This window comes from Paraburkholderia polaris (genome assembly GCF_012927345.1).
Lineage (GTDB): Bacteria > Pseudomonadota > Gammaproteobacteria > Burkholderiales > Burkholderiaceae > Paraburkholderia > Paraburkholderia polaris.
In genome coordinates this window covers 12,236-30,245 of record NZ_JABBGJ010000033.1, presented here as the reverse complement: position 1 = coordinate 30,245, position 18,010 = coordinate 12,236, and the positions used below count along the sequence as shown (strand labels likewise).

General features: G+C 60.9%; 15 protein-coding genes. 5 read left to right on the top strand and 10 right to left on the bottom strand.

Translation table 11 applies throughout. The features are described from left to right. Nucleotides 1-308: 308 nt before the first annotated feature. Together HHL24_RS27950 and HHL24_RS27945 are read left to right on the top strand one after the other, a co-directional pair. The gene (locus tag HHL24_RS27950) at nucleotides 309-1,256 is read left to right on the top strand and encodes a LysR family transcriptional regulator (protein WP_169488589.1); all 948 of its coding nucleotides are present in this window, start codon (nucleotides 309-311) and stop codon (nucleotides 1,254-1,256) included. Between the two features lie 108 nt (nucleotides 1,257-1,364). After that, complete coding sequence (locus HHL24_RS27945) at nucleotides 1,365-1,670, top strand: HAD family hydrolase (protein WP_169488588.1); 306 nt, start codon at nucleotides 1,365-1,367, stop codon at nucleotides 1,668-1,670. Nucleotides 1,671-1,729: 59 nt separating this feature from the next. On the opposite strand, the gene HHL24_RS27940 is transcribed toward HHL24_RS27945, so the two are convergent. The 6 genes from HHL24_RS27940 to HHL24_RS27915 form a co-directional block, all read right to left on the bottom strand. After that, nucleotides 1,730-2,398, bottom strand: a complete 669-nt coding sequence (locus HHL24_RS27940) for an NAD(P)(+) transhydrogenase (Re/Si-specific) subunit beta (protein WP_169488587.1) — start codon at nucleotides 2,396-2,398, stop codon at nucleotides 1,730-1,732. Then, entirely contained in the window at nucleotides 2,395-3,180 is a 786-nt protein-coding gene (locus HHL24_RS27935; protein ID WP_169488586.1) for a fumarylacetoacetate hydrolase family protein, read from the bottom strand. The genes HHL24_RS27940 and HHL24_RS27935 overlap by 4 nt, the downstream gene beginning before the upstream one ends. A gap of 18 nt (nucleotides 3,181-3,198) precedes the next feature. Next, on the bottom strand, nucleotides 3,199-4,446 hold the full coding sequence (gene frc, locus HHL24_RS27930) for a formyl-CoA transferase (protein WP_169488585.1): 1,248 nt from the start codon (nucleotides 4,444-4,446) through the stop codon (nucleotides 3,199-3,201). A 28-nt stretch (nucleotides 4,447-4,474) separates the two neighbouring features. Beyond that, a complete protein-coding gene (locus HHL24_RS27925; protein ID WP_169488584.1) occupies nucleotides 4,475-6,238 on the bottom strand; it encodes a thiamine pyrophosphate-binding protein in 1,764 nt (587 codons plus the stop codon). Between the two features lie 691 nt (nucleotides 6,239-6,929). After that, entirely contained in the window at nucleotides 6,930-7,649 is a 720-nt protein-coding gene (locus tag HHL24_RS27920) for a GntR family transcriptional regulator (RefSeq protein WP_169488583.1), read from the bottom strand. After that, on the bottom strand, nucleotides 7,627-7,851 hold the full coding sequence (locus HHL24_RS27915) for a hypothetical protein (RefSeq protein WP_169488582.1): 225 nt from the start codon (nucleotides 7,849-7,851) through the stop codon (nucleotides 7,627-7,629). The genes HHL24_RS27920 and HHL24_RS27915 overlap by 23 nt, the downstream gene beginning before the upstream one ends. 368 nt (nucleotides 7,852-8,219) lie before the next feature. Here HHL24_RS27915 and shiA point away from each other — a divergent pair, with 368 nt between their 5' ends. The 3 genes from shiA to HHL24_RS27900 all read left to right on the top strand — a co-directional run bounded on the left by shiA (nucleotide 8,220) and on the right by HHL24_RS27900 (nucleotide 11,550). Next, on the top strand, nucleotides 8,220-9,548 hold the full coding sequence (gene shiA / locus HHL24_RS27910; RefSeq protein ID WP_169488581.1) for a shikimate transporter: 1,329 nt from the start codon (nucleotides 8,220-8,222) through the stop codon (nucleotides 9,546-9,548). A gap of 459 nt (nucleotides 9,549-10,007) precedes the next feature. Next, nucleotides 10,008-11,411 (top strand): L-lactate MFS transporter, encoded by a 1,404-nt coding sequence (locus HHL24_RS27905; protein WP_169488580.1) that lies wholly within the window; start codon nucleotides 10,008-10,010, stop codon nucleotides 11,409-11,411. 10 nt (nucleotides 11,412-11,421) lie between these two features. Beyond that, the gene (locus HHL24_RS27900) at nucleotides 11,422-11,550 is read left to right on the top strand and encodes an MFS transporter small subunit (RefSeq protein ID WP_169488579.1); all 129 of its coding nucleotides are present in this window, start codon (nucleotides 11,422-11,424) and stop codon (nucleotides 11,548-11,550) included. Between the two features lie 100 nt (nucleotides 11,551-11,650). Here HHL24_RS27900 and HHL24_RS27895 read toward each other — a convergent pair whose 3' ends face one another. The 4 genes from HHL24_RS27895 to HHL24_RS27880 form a co-directional block, all read right to left on the bottom strand. After that, complete coding sequence (locus HHL24_RS27895) at nucleotides 11,651-15,364, bottom strand: YadA-like family protein (protein WP_169488578.1); 3,714 nt, start codon at nucleotides 15,362-15,364, stop codon at nucleotides 11,651-11,653. 631 nt (nucleotides 15,365-15,995) lie between these two features. Further along, nucleotides 15,996-16,421, bottom strand: a complete 426-nt coding sequence (locus HHL24_RS27890; RefSeq protein ID WP_074288243.1) for a DUF3830 family protein — start codon at nucleotides 16,419-16,421, stop codon at nucleotides 15,996-15,998. Between the two features lie 126 nt (nucleotides 16,422-16,547). After that, nucleotides 16,548-16,754, bottom strand: a complete 207-nt coding sequence (locus HHL24_RS27885; protein WP_169488577.1) for a hypothetical protein — start codon at nucleotides 16,752-16,754, stop codon at nucleotides 16,548-16,550. A gap of 267 nt (nucleotides 16,755-17,021) precedes the next feature. Continuing rightward, entirely contained in the window at nucleotides 17,022-17,933 is a 912-nt protein-coding gene (locus HHL24_RS27880) for a helix-turn-helix domain-containing protein (protein WP_169488576.1), read from the bottom strand. Nucleotides 17,934-18,010: the final 77 nt, after the last annotated feature.

Sequence of the window (18,010 nt, the reverse complement as noted above, 5' to 3'; positions counted from 1 at the left end):
TTATGGTTATGACCCGAACAGCCTTGCCATTCGGGAATATTTAATATTTGCGTCTTTAATTCACATTATTTAAAAACTGTCCCGCCTGAATCATCGCTTTACAGGCCAGTTCTTTATTCCGATCAATTAAGCATCGGTACTGCATCAATTTTTTGTTGCCGCCCCCGCTGCGCCTCGAATCCAAGCGTTAACCCGAGTGCCGCGCCAACAATTCCGCTTCTTATACAGACCCATGCTAGGGTCATTGCTGAATTACTAATAATTAAAGTTTGTTATTATGTTGATTCACGTTTGCTTATACATTGGCCATGACGATGCGCAATGCGACTCTGCGGCAACTGAAGGTCTTTGAAACGGTGGCGCGCCACCTGAGCTTCTCGCGCGCCGCGGAAGAATTGCATCTGACGCAGCCCGCCGTTTCCACGCAGGTCCGGCAACTCGAGGAACACGCAGGGCTGCCGCTGTTCGAGCAGCTCGGCAAAAAAATCTATCTGACGCCGGCCGGCACCGAGATGCTTCACTACAGCCGCGCGATCATTCAGCAGTTCCATGAAGTCGACGAGGCGATGGGTCAGCTCAAGGGCGTGTCCGGCGGCAAGCTGAACGTCGCGGTGATCAGCGCCGGCGACTATTTCTTTCCGCGCCTGCTGGCTGAATTCACGCGGCGCTACTCGGGCGTCGTGCTCAATCTCGCAGTACACAATCGCGCGGAACTGTTGCATCAACTCGCGACCAACCAGACCGATCTCGCGGTGATGGTGCGCCCGCCGCACGAAACCGACGCGACCAATGAGCCGTTCGCGCCGCACCCTTACGTGATCGTGGCGGCGCCCACGCATCCGCTCGCGCACAAACGCAACATCAAGATGAACCAGTTGGCGAACGAGGCCTTTATCGTGCGCGAGCGCGGCTCGGACACATGGAATTCGATGGAAGAAGGCTTCGCCGGCCGTCTCGCCAATCTCAAGATCGCAATGGAGATCAAGAGCACCGAGACGATCAAGCAGGCCGTGATCGCCGGCATGGGCATCGCCTTCCTGTCCGCGCATACCATCAGTCTCGAGTTGCAACTCGGCCATCTGGTCGTGCTCGACGTCGAGAGCTTTCCAGTCATGCTCAACTGGTACGTCGTGCACCGCAAGAACAAGCGCCTGCCGCCGGTCGCGGTCGCCTTCAAACGCTTCCTGATGGAGGAAGGCGCGAGTCTCATCGAGAAAATCACGCGCGTGAAGGAATTGAGCGTCTATAAGCAGTAGGCTATGGAAAGCCAATAAAACTTTAACTATTGGAAATTGATCGGCATCCCTATGCTGCAAGTGAGTTCCCGCTTTAGTTCTCTCACTTGTCAGCCCAGGAGGCCGATCATGAATCACGCTTCGGTTGAGTCTCATGCCAGCACGCGTCCAGCAAGCGTGACCATGGATAGTCCCGATGACGCCCATCTGAGCGCTTACAACGCCGCCTTCAGCGACCTTGGCCTGCGGTTTCGCTGGGACCAGTCCACACTCGACGTGCTGAAGGAATTCAACAGTGAAGCGGCTCGCATCACTGCCTACATCGAGCGGTTTCACGCCCATCTTCACAGGGCGTACGATGCTGAGTTTCTCGCCCAGATGATCTTGAGCAAAAAAGCCAGGTACTACAGCGAATTCGCGGCGACCGGCGATTGAGGGTTTCGGCGAGACCGTCTCGCCATTCGCTCCATTTGCCGCTCGACGCGTTGGTGTATTCATCTTTGACGGCGGATCGCGCGGTGACTGGAGCGTTGACGGACCGACCCACGCTTTTGTGCGCCCATGTTCCCAGTGTTATGCCAGCCGCGGCGGTGCCGGTATGCTGCCGCGCGCACCATGCCCGGCGTTATTTCACGCAGCGCCCATGCTTGCTCTTCGCCACCGTGCCATTCGATGCGCGCCAACAGTCCGCGCCGCTCGAACGCCAATCCCTGGCAATGTCCAGCGAACGCATGAGTGTTTGAATCGCGATCTTTCCAGTACTCGTGGCTGATCATCAGATGCGTGCCTAGCGCAGCGGCTAGCACGCTCATCGCAAGCAGCGCAGCGAGCCCGAACGGCGGCGCCTGTTCAGTGACGAAGCCGTAGCCGAGCCATCCACACAGCAGCAGCGCCGACACATTGACAATGCCGTGCCCCGGATGCGCCGCCGCGCTCAGGTCCAACGTACCGCGCATTTTGCAGAATGCGATTGCGGAGGTGGCGAAGACCAGCGCACCGATGAAGACCGCGGCATAGAGTTCGATACGCTCGACATTCGCCTGCGATGTCGCCGTCCCCGTCGCCGTCCGCGTTGCGAAAAGATAGCAGGCAAATCCGCCCAACATGACAGCGAGCCCGATGGCGCTGCCAAGCAACGCGACGAGCCCGGGCCGTCGCCTCATAGCGCTACCTCACACGCAGCGGTCAAGGTATTGCTTAGCGTGCCGATCCCTTCGATTGTGATCGTCACGGTCGCACCGTCCTTGATCGATCCAACGCCGACCGACGTGCCGCAAGCGATCACGTCACCCGGCTCGAGCGTCAGGTCCTGCGAAATCAGACGCACCTGCTCGGCCGGCGAAAAAACCATATCGTCGAGCGGATAGTTCTGCCGCTCCACGCCATCGACCATCGTCACGAGACGCGCCGAGCGCCAGTCGAGACCGGACACGATCGAGGGCCCTATACAGCAGAACGTATCGAAGCCCTTTGCGCGGCACCATTGCGGGAAGTGCGGATTCTCGTTCAGCAGGTCGGCTGCGGTCACGTCGTTGATGAGCGTGTAGCCGAAGATCGATTCAGCCGCCTCTTCAGCGCTCGCATCGCGACAGCGCCGCCCGATCACAATGCCGAGTTCACCCTCGTAGACGATCTTGCCCGCGTAACTGAGCGGCCGCCGGATCGCATTTCCCGAGCCGATCACTGATCCCGCCGGCTTCAGCAGAAATAGCGGATGCGCCGGCACGGGTTTGTCGAGCTTCGCCGCGAGCGCGTGATAGTTATTCCACAATGCGATGATCTTGCTGGGCGCACAAGGCGCGAGCGGCGTGAGTGCACGTGTCGACAACACGGCGCCGGTCGGCACCGGTTGATCGAGACTCTCGTATTCGTGCAGATAACCGCCTTCCACCCGGCCAAATACGACTTCACCGTCGCTCGACATGAAACGCATCCATGTGTCCATACGTCGCTCCTTGAGTTCTCAAATCGCGCCGGCGGTGCGCAATGCGCTGATCTGTTCGGGCGAGTAGCCGAGTTCAGTCATCACCTCGTCGGTGTGTTCACCGAGCAGCGGTGAGCGTGTGACTTCGGTCGGGCTGTCCGACAGTTTGATAGGATTACCAACCGTCAAATACTTGCCGCGGGTCGGATGATCCACTTCGACAATCGTGCCGGTTTTGCGCAGCGACGGCTCTTCGGCGATTTCCTTCATCGACAGAATCGGCCCGCAAGGGATGTCGTATTTGTTGAGAATCTGCATGGCCTCGAACTTGGTCTTGGTCATGGTCCAGCGCTCGATCTCGGCAAAGATGTCCTTCAGATGCGGCAAGCGCGCGGCAGGTGTCGCGTAGTTCGGATCGGTGGCCCATTCTTCCTTGCCGATCACCTTGCAGATCTTCGCCCACACCGGCGCCTGCGTGATGAAGTAGATATAGGCATTCGGATCCGTCTCCCAGCCCTTGCACTTCAGAATCCAGCCTGGCTGGCCACCGCCCGAAGCATTCCCAGCGCGCGGCACCGCTTCACCGAACGATCCGTTCGGATATTGCGGATACTCTTTCATCGTGCCGGTGCGTTCGAGCCGCTGCTGGTCGCGCAGCTTCACGCGGCACAGGTTGAGCACGCCGTCCTGCATCGCGGCGAGCACCTTCTGACCGCGTCCGGTTTGCGTGCGCTGGTACAGCGCCGTGACAATGCCTAGCGCCAGATGCAAACCCGTGCCGCTGTCGCCGATCTGCGCGCCGGTCACTACCGGCGGACCGTCGTCGAAACCGGTGGTCGAGGCCGCACCGCCCGCGCATTGCGCGACATTTTCATAGACCTTGCAGTCCTCGTAAGGACCAGGGCCGAAACCCTTCACCGAAGCCACGATCATGCGCGGATTTAATTCCTGAATCCGCTCCCACGTGAAGCCCATCCGGTCGAGCGCGCCGGGTGCGAAATTCTCCACCAGCACGTCGCACTTCTGGATCAGCGCCTCGAGAACCTGCTTGCCTTCCGGGTTCTTGGTATCGATCGTGACCGAGCGCTTGTTGTGGTTGAGCATCGTGAAGTACAAGCTGTCCACGTCGGGAATATCGCGTAGCTGCTCACGCGTGATGTCGCCTGCACCGGCCCGCTCCACCTTGATCACGTCCGCGCCGAACCATGCGAGCAACTGCGTGCAGGTCGGGCCAGATTGCACATGCGTGAAATCGAGAATGCGCACACCGTCGAGTGCTTTGCTCATTTTCAAGTCTCCAAAAGGTTCGCGTGTTTTACTTGTACATGGTCTGATTCCTGGTGCCCGGCGCGTATTCGCGTGGGTCGACCCAGATATTCACGATCGCCGAACGGCCCGTGCGATGAATCGCTTCGCGAGCGCGCTGCAAGGCGCCGGCTATCTGCGCCGGGTCGCGCACTTCTTCGCCATAGCCGCCGAGCATTTCCGCGAACTTGCTGAACGGCACATCGCTCAGCAGATTGCCGACGTTGCCGCGCTCTTCACCATACTTCGCGAGCTGGCCGTAGCGGATCTGGTTCATCGCCGAGTTGTTGCCGATCACCGCGAGATACGGCGCGCCAAAACGGTTGGCGGTTTCCATGTCGAACGCAGTCATGCCGAACGAGCCGTCGCCGTAGTAGCACAGCACTTCTTTTTGCGGATGCGCGAGCTTGGCGGCGAGGGCGAAGCCGGTGCCGACACCGAGCGAGCCGAGCGCGCCGGGGTCCATCCATTGACCAGGTCGGCGAGGACGCACCGCTTGCGCGGAAATCGTCACAACGTCGCCGCCATCGCCGATGTACACGGTGTCGTCGGAGAGGAATTCGTTGAGTTCGTAGGCGACGCGATAGGGATGGATCGGCATGCTGTCCGACTTGAAAAGCGGCATCAGCTTTTCGGTCGCGGTGGCTTCGGCGTCCTGCAACTGCGCCATCCATTTGCGTCGCGCCTGGCGCTTATCGTCTTTGAGACGGCCGCTCGCCGCCTGCAGCACAGCAGCCAGAATCGCGCCCGGATCGCCGACCAGACCGAGATCGATATCGCGGTTCTTGCCGACCGTGCGGTAGTCCATGTCGATCTGCACCAGCGTCAGCTCTTTGCTGATGCGCTTGCCGTAACCCATGCGGAAATCGAACGGCGTGCCGACGACGATCAGCACGTCGGCATTCGCAAAGGCCTGCGAGCGCGTGCGGTCGAAGTGATGCGGATCGCCCGGCGGCAAGAGTCCACGGCTTGCCCCATTGAAGTAGCCGGGAATGTCGAGGCCGCGCAGCAGCGCAATCGCTTCTTCATGACCGCGCGCGGTCCACACCTGCTGGCCGTACAGAATCGCGGGCCGCTCGGCATTGACGAGAATGTCGGCAAGCTTCTCGATATCGCGCGGATCACCGATCGATTTGGTCGACGCCCGGTAGTGGCCCGGCTGCGGCACCACCGCGCGCGTCAATTCCACTTCGCGGTCGAGCACGTCACGCGGAATTTCCAGGTACGCCGGACCGGGCGCGCCATTGAAGCATTCGCGTGCCGCCATCGAGATCATGTCGGCGACCCGCTCGGTGCTCGGCACGCTGGCGGCGAACTTGGTGATCGGCGCCATGATGTCGACGTGCGGCAGGTCTTGCAGCGAGCCCATCTTGTGCTGCGTCAGGGCGCCTTGTCCGCCGATATGCAGGACCGGACTTTCCGAGCGGAACGCCGTCGCGATGCCCGTCACCGCGTTCATGCAACCGGGGCCCGCCGTCGTCACCACGCAACCGAGCTTGCCGGTCTGCCGTGCGTAACCATCCGCTGCGTGCGCGGCGACCTGCTCGTGGCGCACGTCGATGATGCGAATCCCTTCGTCGACACAACCGTCGTAGATATCGATGATGTGACCGCCGCACAGCGTGAAGATCGTGTCGACCCCTTCGTTTTTCAGCGCCTTGGCAACCAGATGACCACCCGAGACGACACCGGCATTGCGGGTCTTCTGCTTGAGCGTGTCTTCGGCTGTCGTGCTGCCCGTGGCGGCCTTCAGGGATGAAGCAACTGCAGACATGGTCGTCTCCTGTGTCGACCGGAGTTAGCGCTTTAGCGCTTACTCCGGTCCCATGCACAGCTGTCGACCGGAGTTAGTGCTTTAGCACTTACTCCGGTCCCATACACCGTATGTCGACAGGAGTTAGCGCTTCAGCGCTTACTCCGGTCCCATGCACAGCTGTCAATCGGTCGTTACAACGGTTGTCGACGGACGCGGCTGCTTCGATAACGTCCACTCGCGCGGATGCCGGATTAGCCTTGACACACACGGTATGTGATATATCACATTCAATCAAGATCGATTTCAAGATGCGCCCGTTCCGGTGTTGCTGTACTAAATGCTTGCCTGGCCTACGTTGCAGCGAAATGACGCCGTGCACACTCTCTTGCTCCAAGGGAAAACACCAGGTTATCGCCTATCTCGACCTCGTTTGATATATCACATACCATATTTCATCGACCGTCAAGCAGGGCTTATCCCGTACTGCAGGCTGACAGCATCCAAGCAAGGAGATGGCGACTGCTCACGGATATGAATCAAAGACGCCGGCTGAACGCGGCATTGGGAGACCATCGTGGTGCCGCAGCGTGGCACTACTTGCCGGTCAGCCTCGCCCGCACATACGGATCGGAAAACAAAAAGGCCTGCGGTGATGTCATCACCGCAGGCCTTTTCCGTCCGTAGCGCCAATCAGGCGCCTAAGCAGCCGTCAATCCAGAAAATCGCAATTCGCCTCGACAAACGCCGCCAGATCGAGCGAATGCTGGCGCGTCAGCCGCTCAGCCAGTTCGGTATCGCGCTGCTCCAGCGCCTCGATAATGCGCAGATGGTCGACGATCGAACGCGACGCGCGGTCGCTTTGCGAAATGGTCATGCGGCGAATCGCCCGCACGTGGATGAAGATGTTCTTGATCGTGTCGAGAATGATCTGCGACTTCGACAACTCGACGATCGCCTGATGAAACGCGATGTTGGCGTCGGAATACTCGGCGATGTGCTCAGCCGGCGTGGCGTCGCGAAAATTGTCGAACATGTGGCGCAGGCGGGCGATTTCCTCGTCCGTGGCATGCAGCGTGGCAAGACGCGCCGCCATGCTTTCGAGCGCGGCCCACATCTGGATCATTTCAACGATCTCACGCTTGCTCTTGCGCACGATGTAGATGCCGCGCCGCGGCACCATGCGCAGAAAACCTTCCTGCTCAAGCAGTGTCATCGCCTCGCGCACCGGCGTGCGACTCACGCCCAGCGATTCGCTCAGCACGCGCTCGTCGAGACGGATTTCTTCGCGGGTCTGATAGATATCCGCGTCGGCAATGGCCTGGCGGAGCATGGCATACGCCTGATCGCGCAAGCTCACGCTCGCGCTGATCGGCTGCAATGACAACGTCAAGGGTGTGGCCACTGCTTCAGTTTGAAGTTCTGACGACATTCATCGCCTCTTGTTGAACATGCGCGCGATACGGCGCCGCTGCAGCCATGCCGCCGTCTTGCTCGCCCAAGCCGATGAACCGGCCATGTTGCGCTGCAAGTTGCGCAACCGGCTGCGGGATCCAGCGGGTCAACAGGACGGTGGCGGCAGAGCCTAAACCCACGGCAGCAACGGCAAGCAGCGCGAGAGGAACAAATTCCATTTGTAACTCCGAATGATTGAGCGAATAGATGACTCAATCATATGCTGCAGCGCCGCAAAAATCAATATTCCGTATGTAGTATATCAGTCGATGTTGTTTTTAGGATTGCATACTCAAGGTAGCACGAGCAGCCTGCGGGCGGTTCCTCTGCTTGTCCAAACAGATGATGCTCGGTGTAAACGCGCAAAACGCGCGCTATGCGCGCAGCTGCGTTCGATGATCGCGCAATTTCACCCGTATGTGGATTGTGGGAACGGCTTCCCATCATTAACCTTCGGGGAATCCTGTGGTGGGCTCGCAGCGGCCACTGCCCTGCACCCGCCGCGCGCTTCCAGACAGCATCCCGAGAATCCGAAGGAGACACCGTCATGAGTACCACCATCCCAAAAGCGCCGCAAGCGGCCATCGCCGGTAACCGCACGGCGCGCAGCCAGGCACGCAAAGCGGCGCTTGGCAGCTTCGTCGGCGCCGTGGTCGACTGGTACGATTTTCTGCTGTACGGCATCGTCGCCGCACTCGTCTTCAACGCCGAGTTCTTCCCGAAGGTCAGCCCGGCGATGGGCACGCTCGCCGCATTCGCGACCTTCGGCGTCGGCTTTCTGTTCCGGCCGCTCGGCGGCTTCGTGTTCGGCCACTACGGCGATCGGCTCGGACGCAAGCGCATGCTGGTCCTCACGGTGATGATGATGGGCCTCTCCACCGCGGCGATCGGCCTGCTGCCGGCCTTCTCGAGTATCGGCTGGTGGGCACCGGTGTTGCTCGTGACGTTGCGCGCGATCCAGGGTTTTGCGGTCGGTGGCGAATGGGGCGGCGCGGCGTTGATGGCAGTCGAAAGCGCGCCGGAGAAGAAAAAGGCGTTCTACAGCAGCGGCGTGCAGGTCGGCTATGGCGTGGGTCTCGTGCTCTCGACCGGGCTGGTCGCGATCATCAGCCGCTCGATGGACAACGCGTCGTTCCTGAGTTGGGGTTGGCGCCTGCCCTTCCTGTTCAGCGTGGTGCTGGTGCTGATCGCGCTGTGGATCCGCTCGAGCATGGAAGAATCGAAGGAGTTCGTCGAAAAGGTCGGCCAGCACGGTGAACGCAGCGTGCGGCTGCCGATCGTTGAGGCATTGCTGAAGCACCCCAAGGCTTTCCTGCTGATCATCGCGCTGCGCCTTGCCGAGTTGTTCACGATGTATATCGTGACGGCGTTCGCACTGAACTACTCGACTGCAAATCTGCACATGCCACGCGAGTTCTTCCTCACGATCGGCCTGCTGGTCGGTGCGGTGAGTTGCGTCACGATCCCCTGTTTCGCGTGGCTTGCGGACCGCTTCGGCCGCCGGCGCGTGTACATCGTCGGCGCGCTGGTCGGTATGTTCAGCGCGGTGCCGTTCTTTCTCGCTCTCGAAGCCCGCTCGACGGTGTGGATCGTGATCTTCGCCGTCATGCTCGCCAACATCGCCCACGACATGGTAGTGAGCGTGCAGCAACCCATGTTCACCGAACTGTTCGGCACCGAGTACCGCTACAGTGGCGCCGGCGTCGGTTATCAGGTGGCAAGCGTGGTCGGCGGCGGCTTCACACCGTTTATCGCAGTGGCGCTGGTCAGCTTTGCCGGCGGCTCCTGGCATCCGGTGGCGGCTTATCTCGCGATCGGCTGCCTGATCTCGGTACTGGTGGCGGCGAAAATGAAGACCGGGCGCGCGGTCGCCTGATTCTCATCGGTGACTGTTGCGGCGGGTCGGCTTGGCGAAAGCGCCAGTGCCGGCCCGTTTGCTTTTGGGTGCTGGATTTCTTGCGGATAGCGGTACTTCACCGGCTTCACACCCCCCCTGTCTCCCCAGCCCCCTTCCTCCGCTTTTTTTTCCGATTCTGGACCCTGATTGCCCGGCATTCGGTAGTCCGTTCCAGGCGTTCGTGCCGCATTGCCGCAACTCGACAGATTACGGTCGTATTTCACCAGGCTAATGCCTTATGCATTTGCATCTCATATTGCAAAGGTCAAGTTCGCGTCCTATCGTTCGTCGCAGGAGGTTCCATATCAAATTAACGCACGTTATATGAAATATTAATACATATATCGGCGGCGTGCAGACTCGCAATTTTTGCGCCGCGACACTAAAGCATCATGTAAGAAACGCCGATAACAAAGAATTCGTCACGGGAGACCGACCATGAGTAGCATCACCGAGCCGAGCGGGAATTCAGGCTCCGCCCCATTCTTTTCCAAACGGGCCACCGTCGCGAAACCCGGGTTTTCGCGCTGGATGGTTCCGCCCGCGGCCCTCGCCGTTCACCTCTGTATCGGCCAGGCGTACGCCTTCTCCGTGTTCAACGGTCCGCTGACCAAAGTCATCGGCATTACGCAATCCACCGCTGACGACTGGTCGCTGACCTCGCTCGGCTGGATCTTTTCGCTGGCGATCGTGTTCCTGGGTTTGTCGGCGGCGTTTGCCGGCAAGTGGCTCGAACATGTCGGTCCGCGCCGCACGATGTTCACCGCCGCGTGCTGCTTCGGCGGCGGCTTCCTGGTCTCCGCGCTCGGCGTGTATCTGCATCAGATCGCGCTGCTCTACCTCGGCTACGGCGTCATCGGCGGGATCGGACTCGGCCTCGGTTACGTGTCGCCGGTGTCGACGTTGATCCGCTGGTTCCCGGACCGTCGCGGTATGGCAACCGGCATGGCGATCATGGGCTTCGGTGGCGGCGCGATGATTGCCGCGCCTTTGTCGGTGGCGTTGATGAACCATTTCCGCAGCGCGACCAGCATCGGCGTGGCCGAGACCTTCGTTGTGCTCGGCATTGCGTACTTCATCTCGATGTCGATTGGCGCACTCGCGATTCGCGTGCCGCCGGCAGACTGGAAGCCGGCCGGCTGGACGCCGCCCGCGACCAATCAGAAGAAGATGATTTCGCGCAACCACGTGCACATCGATCAGGCGTTGAAGACGCCGCAGTTCTATCTGATCTGGCTGGTGCTGTTCCTCAACGTGACCGCCGGCATCGGCATTCTCGGCCAGGCTTCGGTGATGATTCAGGAAAGCTTCAAGAACACCGTGACGGCTGCCGCGGCGGCCGGTTTCGTCGGTCTGCTGTCGCTGTTCAATATGGGCGGCCGTTTCGTGTGGGCCTCGGCTTCGGACTGGATTGGGCGCAAGAACACCTACTTCATCTTCTTCGCGCTTGGCGCCGTGCTGTATTACCTCGTGCCCGGCTTCGCCGCATCCGGCCAGATTGCCCTGTTCGTGCTCGCGTACTGCGTGATCCTGTCGATGTACGGCGGCGGCTTTGCGACGGTGCCCGCGTATCTTGCGGACATGTTTGGCACCGCGTTCGTCGGCGGCATTCATGGCCGCCTGCTGACCGCCTGGGCCGCGGCAGGTGTCGCGGGTCCCGTGCTGGTGAATTACATCCGTGCGTATGAAGTGGCGCACGGCGTTGCAAAGGCGGATGCCTACACGATGACGATCCACATCATGGTTGTGCTGCTGGTGATCGGCTTCGTCTGCAACCTGCTGGTCAAGCGTGTCGACGACAAGCACCACATGACCGACGCACAACTCGCCAAAGGCGCCTAAGGGGACTCGCATGTCGACCATTCAAGCCGTTCATCCGACCAACAAGGTCAAGCTCGCCGTCTTCTGGCTGTATGTGACGCTGCCGCTGGCATGGGGTGTGATCAATACACTCTCGCAAGCGACGAAGCTGTTCAAGTAAGTGTTGCACCGCCGCCCCGCACGATCGAACGTGCGGGGCGTCAGAAAAGCTTGTCGACGCGCGCGCAGGCCGCGCGCGTTCTCCTACCCTCCTTCTGCGGTTACCACTGGTACGCCGCGCCGGCGCCGACTGTCGTCGCAGCAGAACTGATGCCCGCCCCGAGCTTCACCTTGATGCTCTGCGTGACACGGGCCGACAAACCCACCGCCACTGCCTGATAGCCCTTAAAGCCGGCCGTCCCGACACCGATTGCGAGGTTCTTGTTCGCATCGACCTCCGGAACCATGGTCAACGCAATAGCCGACGCCGTGCCCGAATACGCATTGCGCGCGATATCGTTCATGCCGCCCTGGAACTGCTGCATATTCACGGCGTCACCCGGTGCCTGCCCCGCTGCGACGTTGGTAATGCGGCGCTCGTTGCCGGTCGAACCAACCGAAACCGTGTTCGACTGATCGGCCACCGAGCCTTCGCCGATCGCGACCGAGTTCGGTGCACTCGCTTTCGCGCCGCCGCCGATCGCCACGGTGCCGTTGCCGATCGCCTGCGCCGCATTGCCCGAACTGTTGACGGCGACATATGAGCTGCCCGTGACCTGAGTATTCTTCACCGCCTGACCGAGGTCCCCGATCTGCTGACCGAGGTTGCCAATCTGTTGATTGGTGTTCCAGAGTTGCGCGCCGGTGACCGCATCGGTGCTGGTGGACGACACCTCGCCATCCTGCAGGTTGGTGAGCGTGACCTTCGACGCATTGGCTGCCGTGCCGCCGAGCGTGACCTTGTCGTGCGCGGAACTGTCGTACTGGACCGCATTCGCCACCGAACCGCTGATGTTGCTAATCGTGGTTTGCAGCCCGGCAATGTCACTGGTGTTCTGGGTCACGCGGCCATCCAGATTGCTGATCGCGCTGCCGACGTTGTTCACGACCGTGCCACCCACGCTGTACGAGGGCGCCGTCACCGAGCCGTCCGAATTGACCGTCGAGCCACCACCGAGCGCCACCGCAGTACTTGCCGCGTGCGTATAGAGTTGCGAGCCGTTGATCGCATCCGCGCTCGCGGCGTTGACCGCGCCGGACGCCACGCCGGTGACCACACGGTTGCCCGCCGTACCGGCCATGTTGATCAGCGTGCCGTCCGTCGTCGCGCCGACGTTGATGATGCGCGACACGGAATCTTGCGTGACGATGCCAATGCCGCCGGTCTCCATGTTTTGCTGCAAGGTGGTTAGCCCGCTGTCGAGCGAGCCGAGCGCATCGCCGACGGTGGTCTGCGTGCCGCCCTGCATATGATAGGTGGGACCGGTCAGCGAACCGTCGGCATTGATCTGCGCGCCGCCGCCGAGTGCAGCCGCCACCGGCTTGAGCTGCCCGAGGTTTACCGCGGACGTATCCGTGGTGCCGGCCGCGATCCCCGTCAGTTCGCGTGCGCCGGCGGTGCCGGTGAAATCGACGCTGGCGCCGTCGGTGTCCTTGGCGACAGTGAGATTGCGCGACATCTGATCCTGCTGGACAAGCCCGAGCTCGCCGTTCGTGATCTGATTCGTGATGTTGCTCACGTCCCCTTCGATCGTCGTGGTGCGCGCGTCGAGGTTGGTGATCTGGGTGGTGTTGTCCGTGACACGCTGATCGAGGTTGGTGATGCTGCCGGTGTTAGCGGCGATGTCGCTGGTGTTCTGCGCGACCGCCTGGTTGGTCGCGAACAGTTGCGAACCGTTGACGGCGTCTGAACTGTCGGCGGCGAGTGCTCCGGCGCGCACGTTGGTGACTCGAACCGGGGTGCCAATGTTGCCTAACGTCACCGTGTCGTGCGAGGTCGAGTCGTATTGAACCGAGTCGGCGCTCGCCGAAACGCCGGCTGTCACAGCTGCCGCGAGGGCCGCGCCTACGTCGTTATAGCTGTTTCCGCCGATGTTGTAGACGGGCTGCTTGAGCGTTCCGTCCGGATTGATTTTCGCGCCGCCGCCTAGCGCTGCCGCCGTGCTCGCAGTATTCGCATACAGCTGCGCGCCGTTCACCGCCTGATCGCTGACGGCATTGATCGCACCTGCAGCCACACCAGATATCGAACGGTCGCCGCCAGTGCCCGCCATATTGACACGCGCCCCGTCAGTCGTCGCGCCGACAAGCAAATCATGAGACGTTGGATCTTGTGTCACCAAACCGACAGTGCCGGCGTTGATTTGCGTCTGCAACGACGACAATCCGGTGTCGAGCGAACCGAGTGCGCTACCCACCGTGGTCTGGGTGCCGGCTTGCACATGATAGGTCGGGCCGGTTACTGAACCGTCCGTATTGACGGCGGCCCCGCCCCCAAGCGACGAGACGACCGGACTGAGCTGGCCGAGATTGACCGCGGAACCTGCCGTCGTACCCGCTGCTACGCCGAGTAATTCGCGCGGACCGATGGTCCCGGTGAAGTCGACGTGCTTGCCGTCCGTGCCTTTTGCAACGGTCAAGTCATGGGAGACGGGGTCTTGCTGGACGAGACCGATCGTACCGTTGTTGATGTTCGTGGTGATGCCGGCAATATCCACGGTGTTCTGCGCGACCGCCTGGTTGGTACTGTAAAGCTGCGCGCCCGTGACGGCGTCCGAACTATAGGCTGACAGCGCACCATCCGCGATGTTAGTGAGCTTGACCGGCGCGCCCGCATTGCCCAGTGTCGCGGTGTCGTGCTTTGCGCTGTCGTACTGGAGCGCGTCAGCGCTGCCCGCCGCGCTGCTTTTCGCAACCGCAGCCAAAGCCGCGCCGACATCGTTGTAGGTCGTCCCGGCGATGGTGTAAGCCGGTGTGGCGATCGAGCCGTCCGGGTTGATCGCCGCACCGCCGCCGAGCGCCGAGGTCACGCCCTTGAGTTGACCTATGGTCGCAGCATCGGAATCGAACGTACCATCGGCCACATTAATGATTTGACGGCGCAGCGTAGCGCTACCCACGGCCACCGAATTTACCCGGTCGGCCACCGATCCGCTACCGAGTGCCACCGAGCCTGGTGTGTTGACCTGCGCGTTCGTACCCAGCGCCAGCGCATTAGTTGCGCTAGTTGCTGTGAAGGTGTTGGTTCCCATGGCGACGGAGCCATCGCCGTTCGCCATGCTGCTCGTTCCAAGCGACAAGCTATCGGCACCTTCAGCATCAGCCCTGTAGCCGATCGAAACGCCGTTGGTTGCGTCGAAGCCACTTGATGCGCCTGCTCCCACGACAGTAGCGTTCACCGCCAATGCCGCCGCAGCAGCGCCGATCGCGGTCGACCCGCTACTGCCGGCGGCGGCCTGAGCGCCGACCGCTGTCGCATTGACCCCGGTCGCTGCCGCGGTCGGTCCGACCGCCATCGCATTCATGTCTGTTGAGGTATGCGTCGCCACGCCAACCGTGACGTTCTCGCTCACGGCAATGTAGTCGGTCACGGGAGGCACCGCAGAAACCGCCGCGAGACTCATCGAACTAGCTTGAGCACTGCCCACCCGCTGCACTGCGGCGACCGACGGATGACCCGCGAACGCGCTTGCATTATTGATCGCCACCGCCAACTGTTCGGGCGTGGCGGCATCGCCGGTAGCCAGATTTGCCGAGTCTGCAGATTGCGTTGCCGGCGTTCCCTCCATATTGATACACCCTTGGGTCTCTACCCCACAGTCCGCCGCACTCACCGGCAGCGAAAACGCCAACGCGCCCAACAACCCCGCGCCGGCCGCCACCAGCGCCCCGCATGCCGATGTGCCTTTCGCGCCACGGCTCTTCACCACCTCGGATGCCGCGACGTAGGTACGGGTCGTTTTATTCCAAACAGTCTTGTAAGTCTTATTCAACATTCCTCCCAATCATTTTTATCGAAACACAGCCACCAAGATTTTTCTTAAGAAATCCTAATCATTTAACTTAAACATTGAGAAATTTAAGAATGCACCGCACGTTCACTGACCGACAAACACGTCGCCGCTCGTTTGCCGCCACTCAACGAGATGACGGACATACATATCTACCCGAAACGTCGAAGAACTTAAGAATGCATCGCGCTTTCACCTGGTCGACAAACGCGAGGCCATAGTTTGCCGTCCGCTTACAAGCTGGCGAATACGAAAACTCCTAAAAGCAATTTTTTCGCTTGAATAAGTACAAACGACATACCCCGTTTAGGACGCAAAGTGCCAAACGTCTTAGATCGACGGGGATATCTTTAGGCGACATTAAGACGCGCTCTTAACGCTTCTTAAACCAGGGGAGCGGGCATTGAGATCACGACGTGACACCGTGCGCCACACGGGCAACGAGCGAAAAAAAGCGAGCGGTCTGATGCCGCTCGCCGAGGTAGACACGACTAAGTGTCGAGGCGCGAGAGCGGTTAGACCGCCCCGGGCGCCTCCAGTACTCATTTTATGCAGGGAAAATTAACCAGGATCAGGACGCGTTATCCACAAACGGCGCAAACACCACACCGCCGCCTTAGATCTTCTCGAACAACACATCCTGCGCACCTTCCCACAGCACCTTGGTGCCAAGTTCGCGCAGCTTTTCCTTGCCTTCGACGATGGTCAGGAAGTGATTACCCGCAAGCTGACCCATCTTGCTGGCGAAGCAGCACGAACCGTACGCGAGAATGATCTCCGTTTCGCTGTAACCGCCCGGATAGAACAGGATGTCGCCTACCGACGGATGGCTTGTGTGATTTTCGAAGCCGACTGCCGCGCCGTCGTTCTCGAGTTTGAAGTCGCCAAGCGGAACCCAGCAGCCCTCGCCGCTCCAGCGCACGTGGATGATCTTCTGACGGTATGGCAGGAGCTTCAGAAACGCAGCCACGGTTTCCGGCGCATCAGGATGGGTTTCGGCGGTAAAGACGTGGCCGCAGGAGGTGATTCGAAGTCGGGTCATCGCTAGGTATCCGGTGTGACGGGTTGAATGGAAGGGTCGGTCAGACGCCGGCTGGGGCCAGGCTGTAGGCGCAACATTCTGTCGGCCGGTGCAATGCTTCGACAGATACAGTTGCCGTGCATCTGGTCAGGCCAGTTGATCCAGTGGCTGCGGCAGCCGCACATCGCGCAGGCCGCCACCAGCCAGTGGCGACCCGGCGCGAACCACCGCAACCCAGCAGGCACAACGGTTGCACGCGGCTTCGTGCTTCACCATATTGAATCCGAAGGCTCCAGGACTGGCCGGATCAGCATCGAGGCCTGTCCATGCCAGGTTCATCCCGAACAGCGCCACGAAAGTTCGTAGTTTGCAAGCCGCGCAATGCACAGCACACTGCGAAACGTGCGTAATTTCCGTTGCGGCGATTCATTGAACCCCGCCTTCGATGACCCACCGCGGCCGGCCCCGATACGCTGTGCCGCGCGGCGACCGGCCATTCCGCGCTGCACGGCAGCACAGCATATCGCGATCGGCGAACGCCTGCGTGTCCTCAATCGTCGGCACGCTGCCCGGCCATCGCATGCTGGCGAGCCACACAATATCCAGCCGCGCAACCGACTCTCAGCCGCGCAGCCGGTAAGCAAGCGGCGTCACGCCGTAGCCACGCTTGAACTGCACGGAGAAATGACTGGCATTCTCGAAACCAACCGCGATCGCGATTTGCAGCACCGGCTGATCGGTGGCCCGCAGCAGCCGCGCAGCCTCCTCGAGCCGCAAGCGCGTCACGAACTGATGAGGCGTTTCACCGGTCTCGCGGCGGAACACACGAGCAAAGTGGAAGCTGCTTAACCCGGCCTGCACAGCCAGTTCGCCGATAGCCAGATCGGCGGCAAGATTGGCGCGAATGTAATCCGTTACACGGCGGATGCGGCGTGGCACCAGGCGCTCGGGATGAGGCGGCAGGCCGGTCTCGGCGTGACCGCCGCGCGAGTAATGTTGCAACAGATGAGCGGCGAGCGCGTGGGCCAACGCGTCGACATACAGCCGCGAGTCGGTGGGGTCGCCCGCGGCGCGATGCAACGCGCCGAGCATCGCGGCGATCAGTGGATCGTGAAACTGCATGGCGTCGCCAAGCGACAGCTCGCGTGAGCCGCCCAGCTCCATCTGGTCGGCGACGCTGTCGATCAGGCTGCGCTCCAGGTGCAAATGGACGGTCGACAGCGGCTCATCGCTGATCGAACGCCAGCGCCACGAGATCGGCACGGGCGGCACGAACCAGACGTCGCCCACGCGCAGCTCGGCGCTCTCCCAGCGCCCATTCAGGTTGCGCTCGAGATATTCGGCGCCGCTGCCGAGCGTCATCAGCGTGACGTCCTGCAGGCCAGGCGCCTCCAGCAGTTCCTGCTCGTCCGGTTCGAGATACGAGCGCAGCACCAGGTGCCGCCAGGGGCGATCCACGCTCGACACCAGTTTCTGGCCCGCCATATAGCGGTCGTAGGCAAGCGTCGTTGTCAGCTTTGGAATTTTTGCCATCACGTCTCTTTCTGGGAGGTCCTATATGCACATGAGCAAACCCTGCCACACCCACGTCGCCGGTTAGAGGTCAGCGC

Coding starts and splice junctions, on each gene's coding strand:
- HHL24_RS27880 (WP_169488576.1), bottom strand. CDS start 17,933: ATGGCAAAAATTCCAAAGCTGACAACGACGCTTGCCTACGACCGCTAT.
- HHL24_RS27935 (WP_169488586.1), bottom strand. CDS start 3,180: ATGGACACATGGATGCGTTTCATGTCGAGCGACGGTGAAGTCGTATTT.
- HHL24_RS27925 (WP_169488584.1), bottom strand. CDS start 6,238: ATGTCTGCAGTTGCTTCATCCCTGAAGGCCGCCACGGGCAGCACGACA.
- frc (WP_169488585.1), bottom strand. CDS start 4,446: ATGAGCAAAGCACTCGACGGTGTGCGCATTCTCGATTTCACGCATGTG.
- HHL24_RS27890 (WP_074288243.1), bottom strand. CDS start 16,421: ATGACCCGACTTCGAATCACCTCCTGCGGCCACGTCTTTACCGCCGAA.
- HHL24_RS27945 (WP_169488588.1), top strand. CDS start 1,365: ATGAATCACGCTTCGGTTGAGTCTCATGCCAGCACGCGTCCAGCAAGC.
- HHL24_RS27940 (WP_169488587.1), bottom strand. CDS start 2,398: ATGAGGCGACGGCCCGGGCTCGTCGCGTTGCTTGGCAGCGCCATCGGG.
- HHL24_RS27895 (WP_169488578.1), bottom strand. CDS start 15,364: ATGTTGAATAAGACTTACAAGACTGTTTGGAATAAAACGACCCGTACC.
- HHL24_RS27915 (WP_169488582.1), bottom strand. CDS start 7,851: ATGGAATTTGTTCCTCTCGCGCTGCTTGCCGTTGCTGCCGTGGGTTTA.
- HHL24_RS27920 (WP_169488583.1), bottom strand. CDS start 7,649: ATGTCGTCAGAACTTCAAACTGAAGCAGTGGCCACACCCTTGACGTTG.
- shiA (WP_169488581.1), top strand. CDS start 8,220: ATGAGTACCACCATCCCAAAAGCGCCGCAAGCGGCCATCGCCGGTAAC.
- HHL24_RS27950 (WP_169488589.1), top strand. CDS start 309: ATGACGATGCGCAATGCGACTCTGCGGCAACTGAAGGTCTTTGAAACG.
- HHL24_RS27900 (WP_169488579.1), top strand. CDS start 11,422: ATGTCGACCATTCAAGCCGTTCATCCGACCAACAAGGTCAAGCTCGCC.
- HHL24_RS27905 (WP_169488580.1), top strand. CDS start 10,008: ATGAGTAGCATCACCGAGCCGAGCGGGAATTCAGGCTCCGCCCCATTC.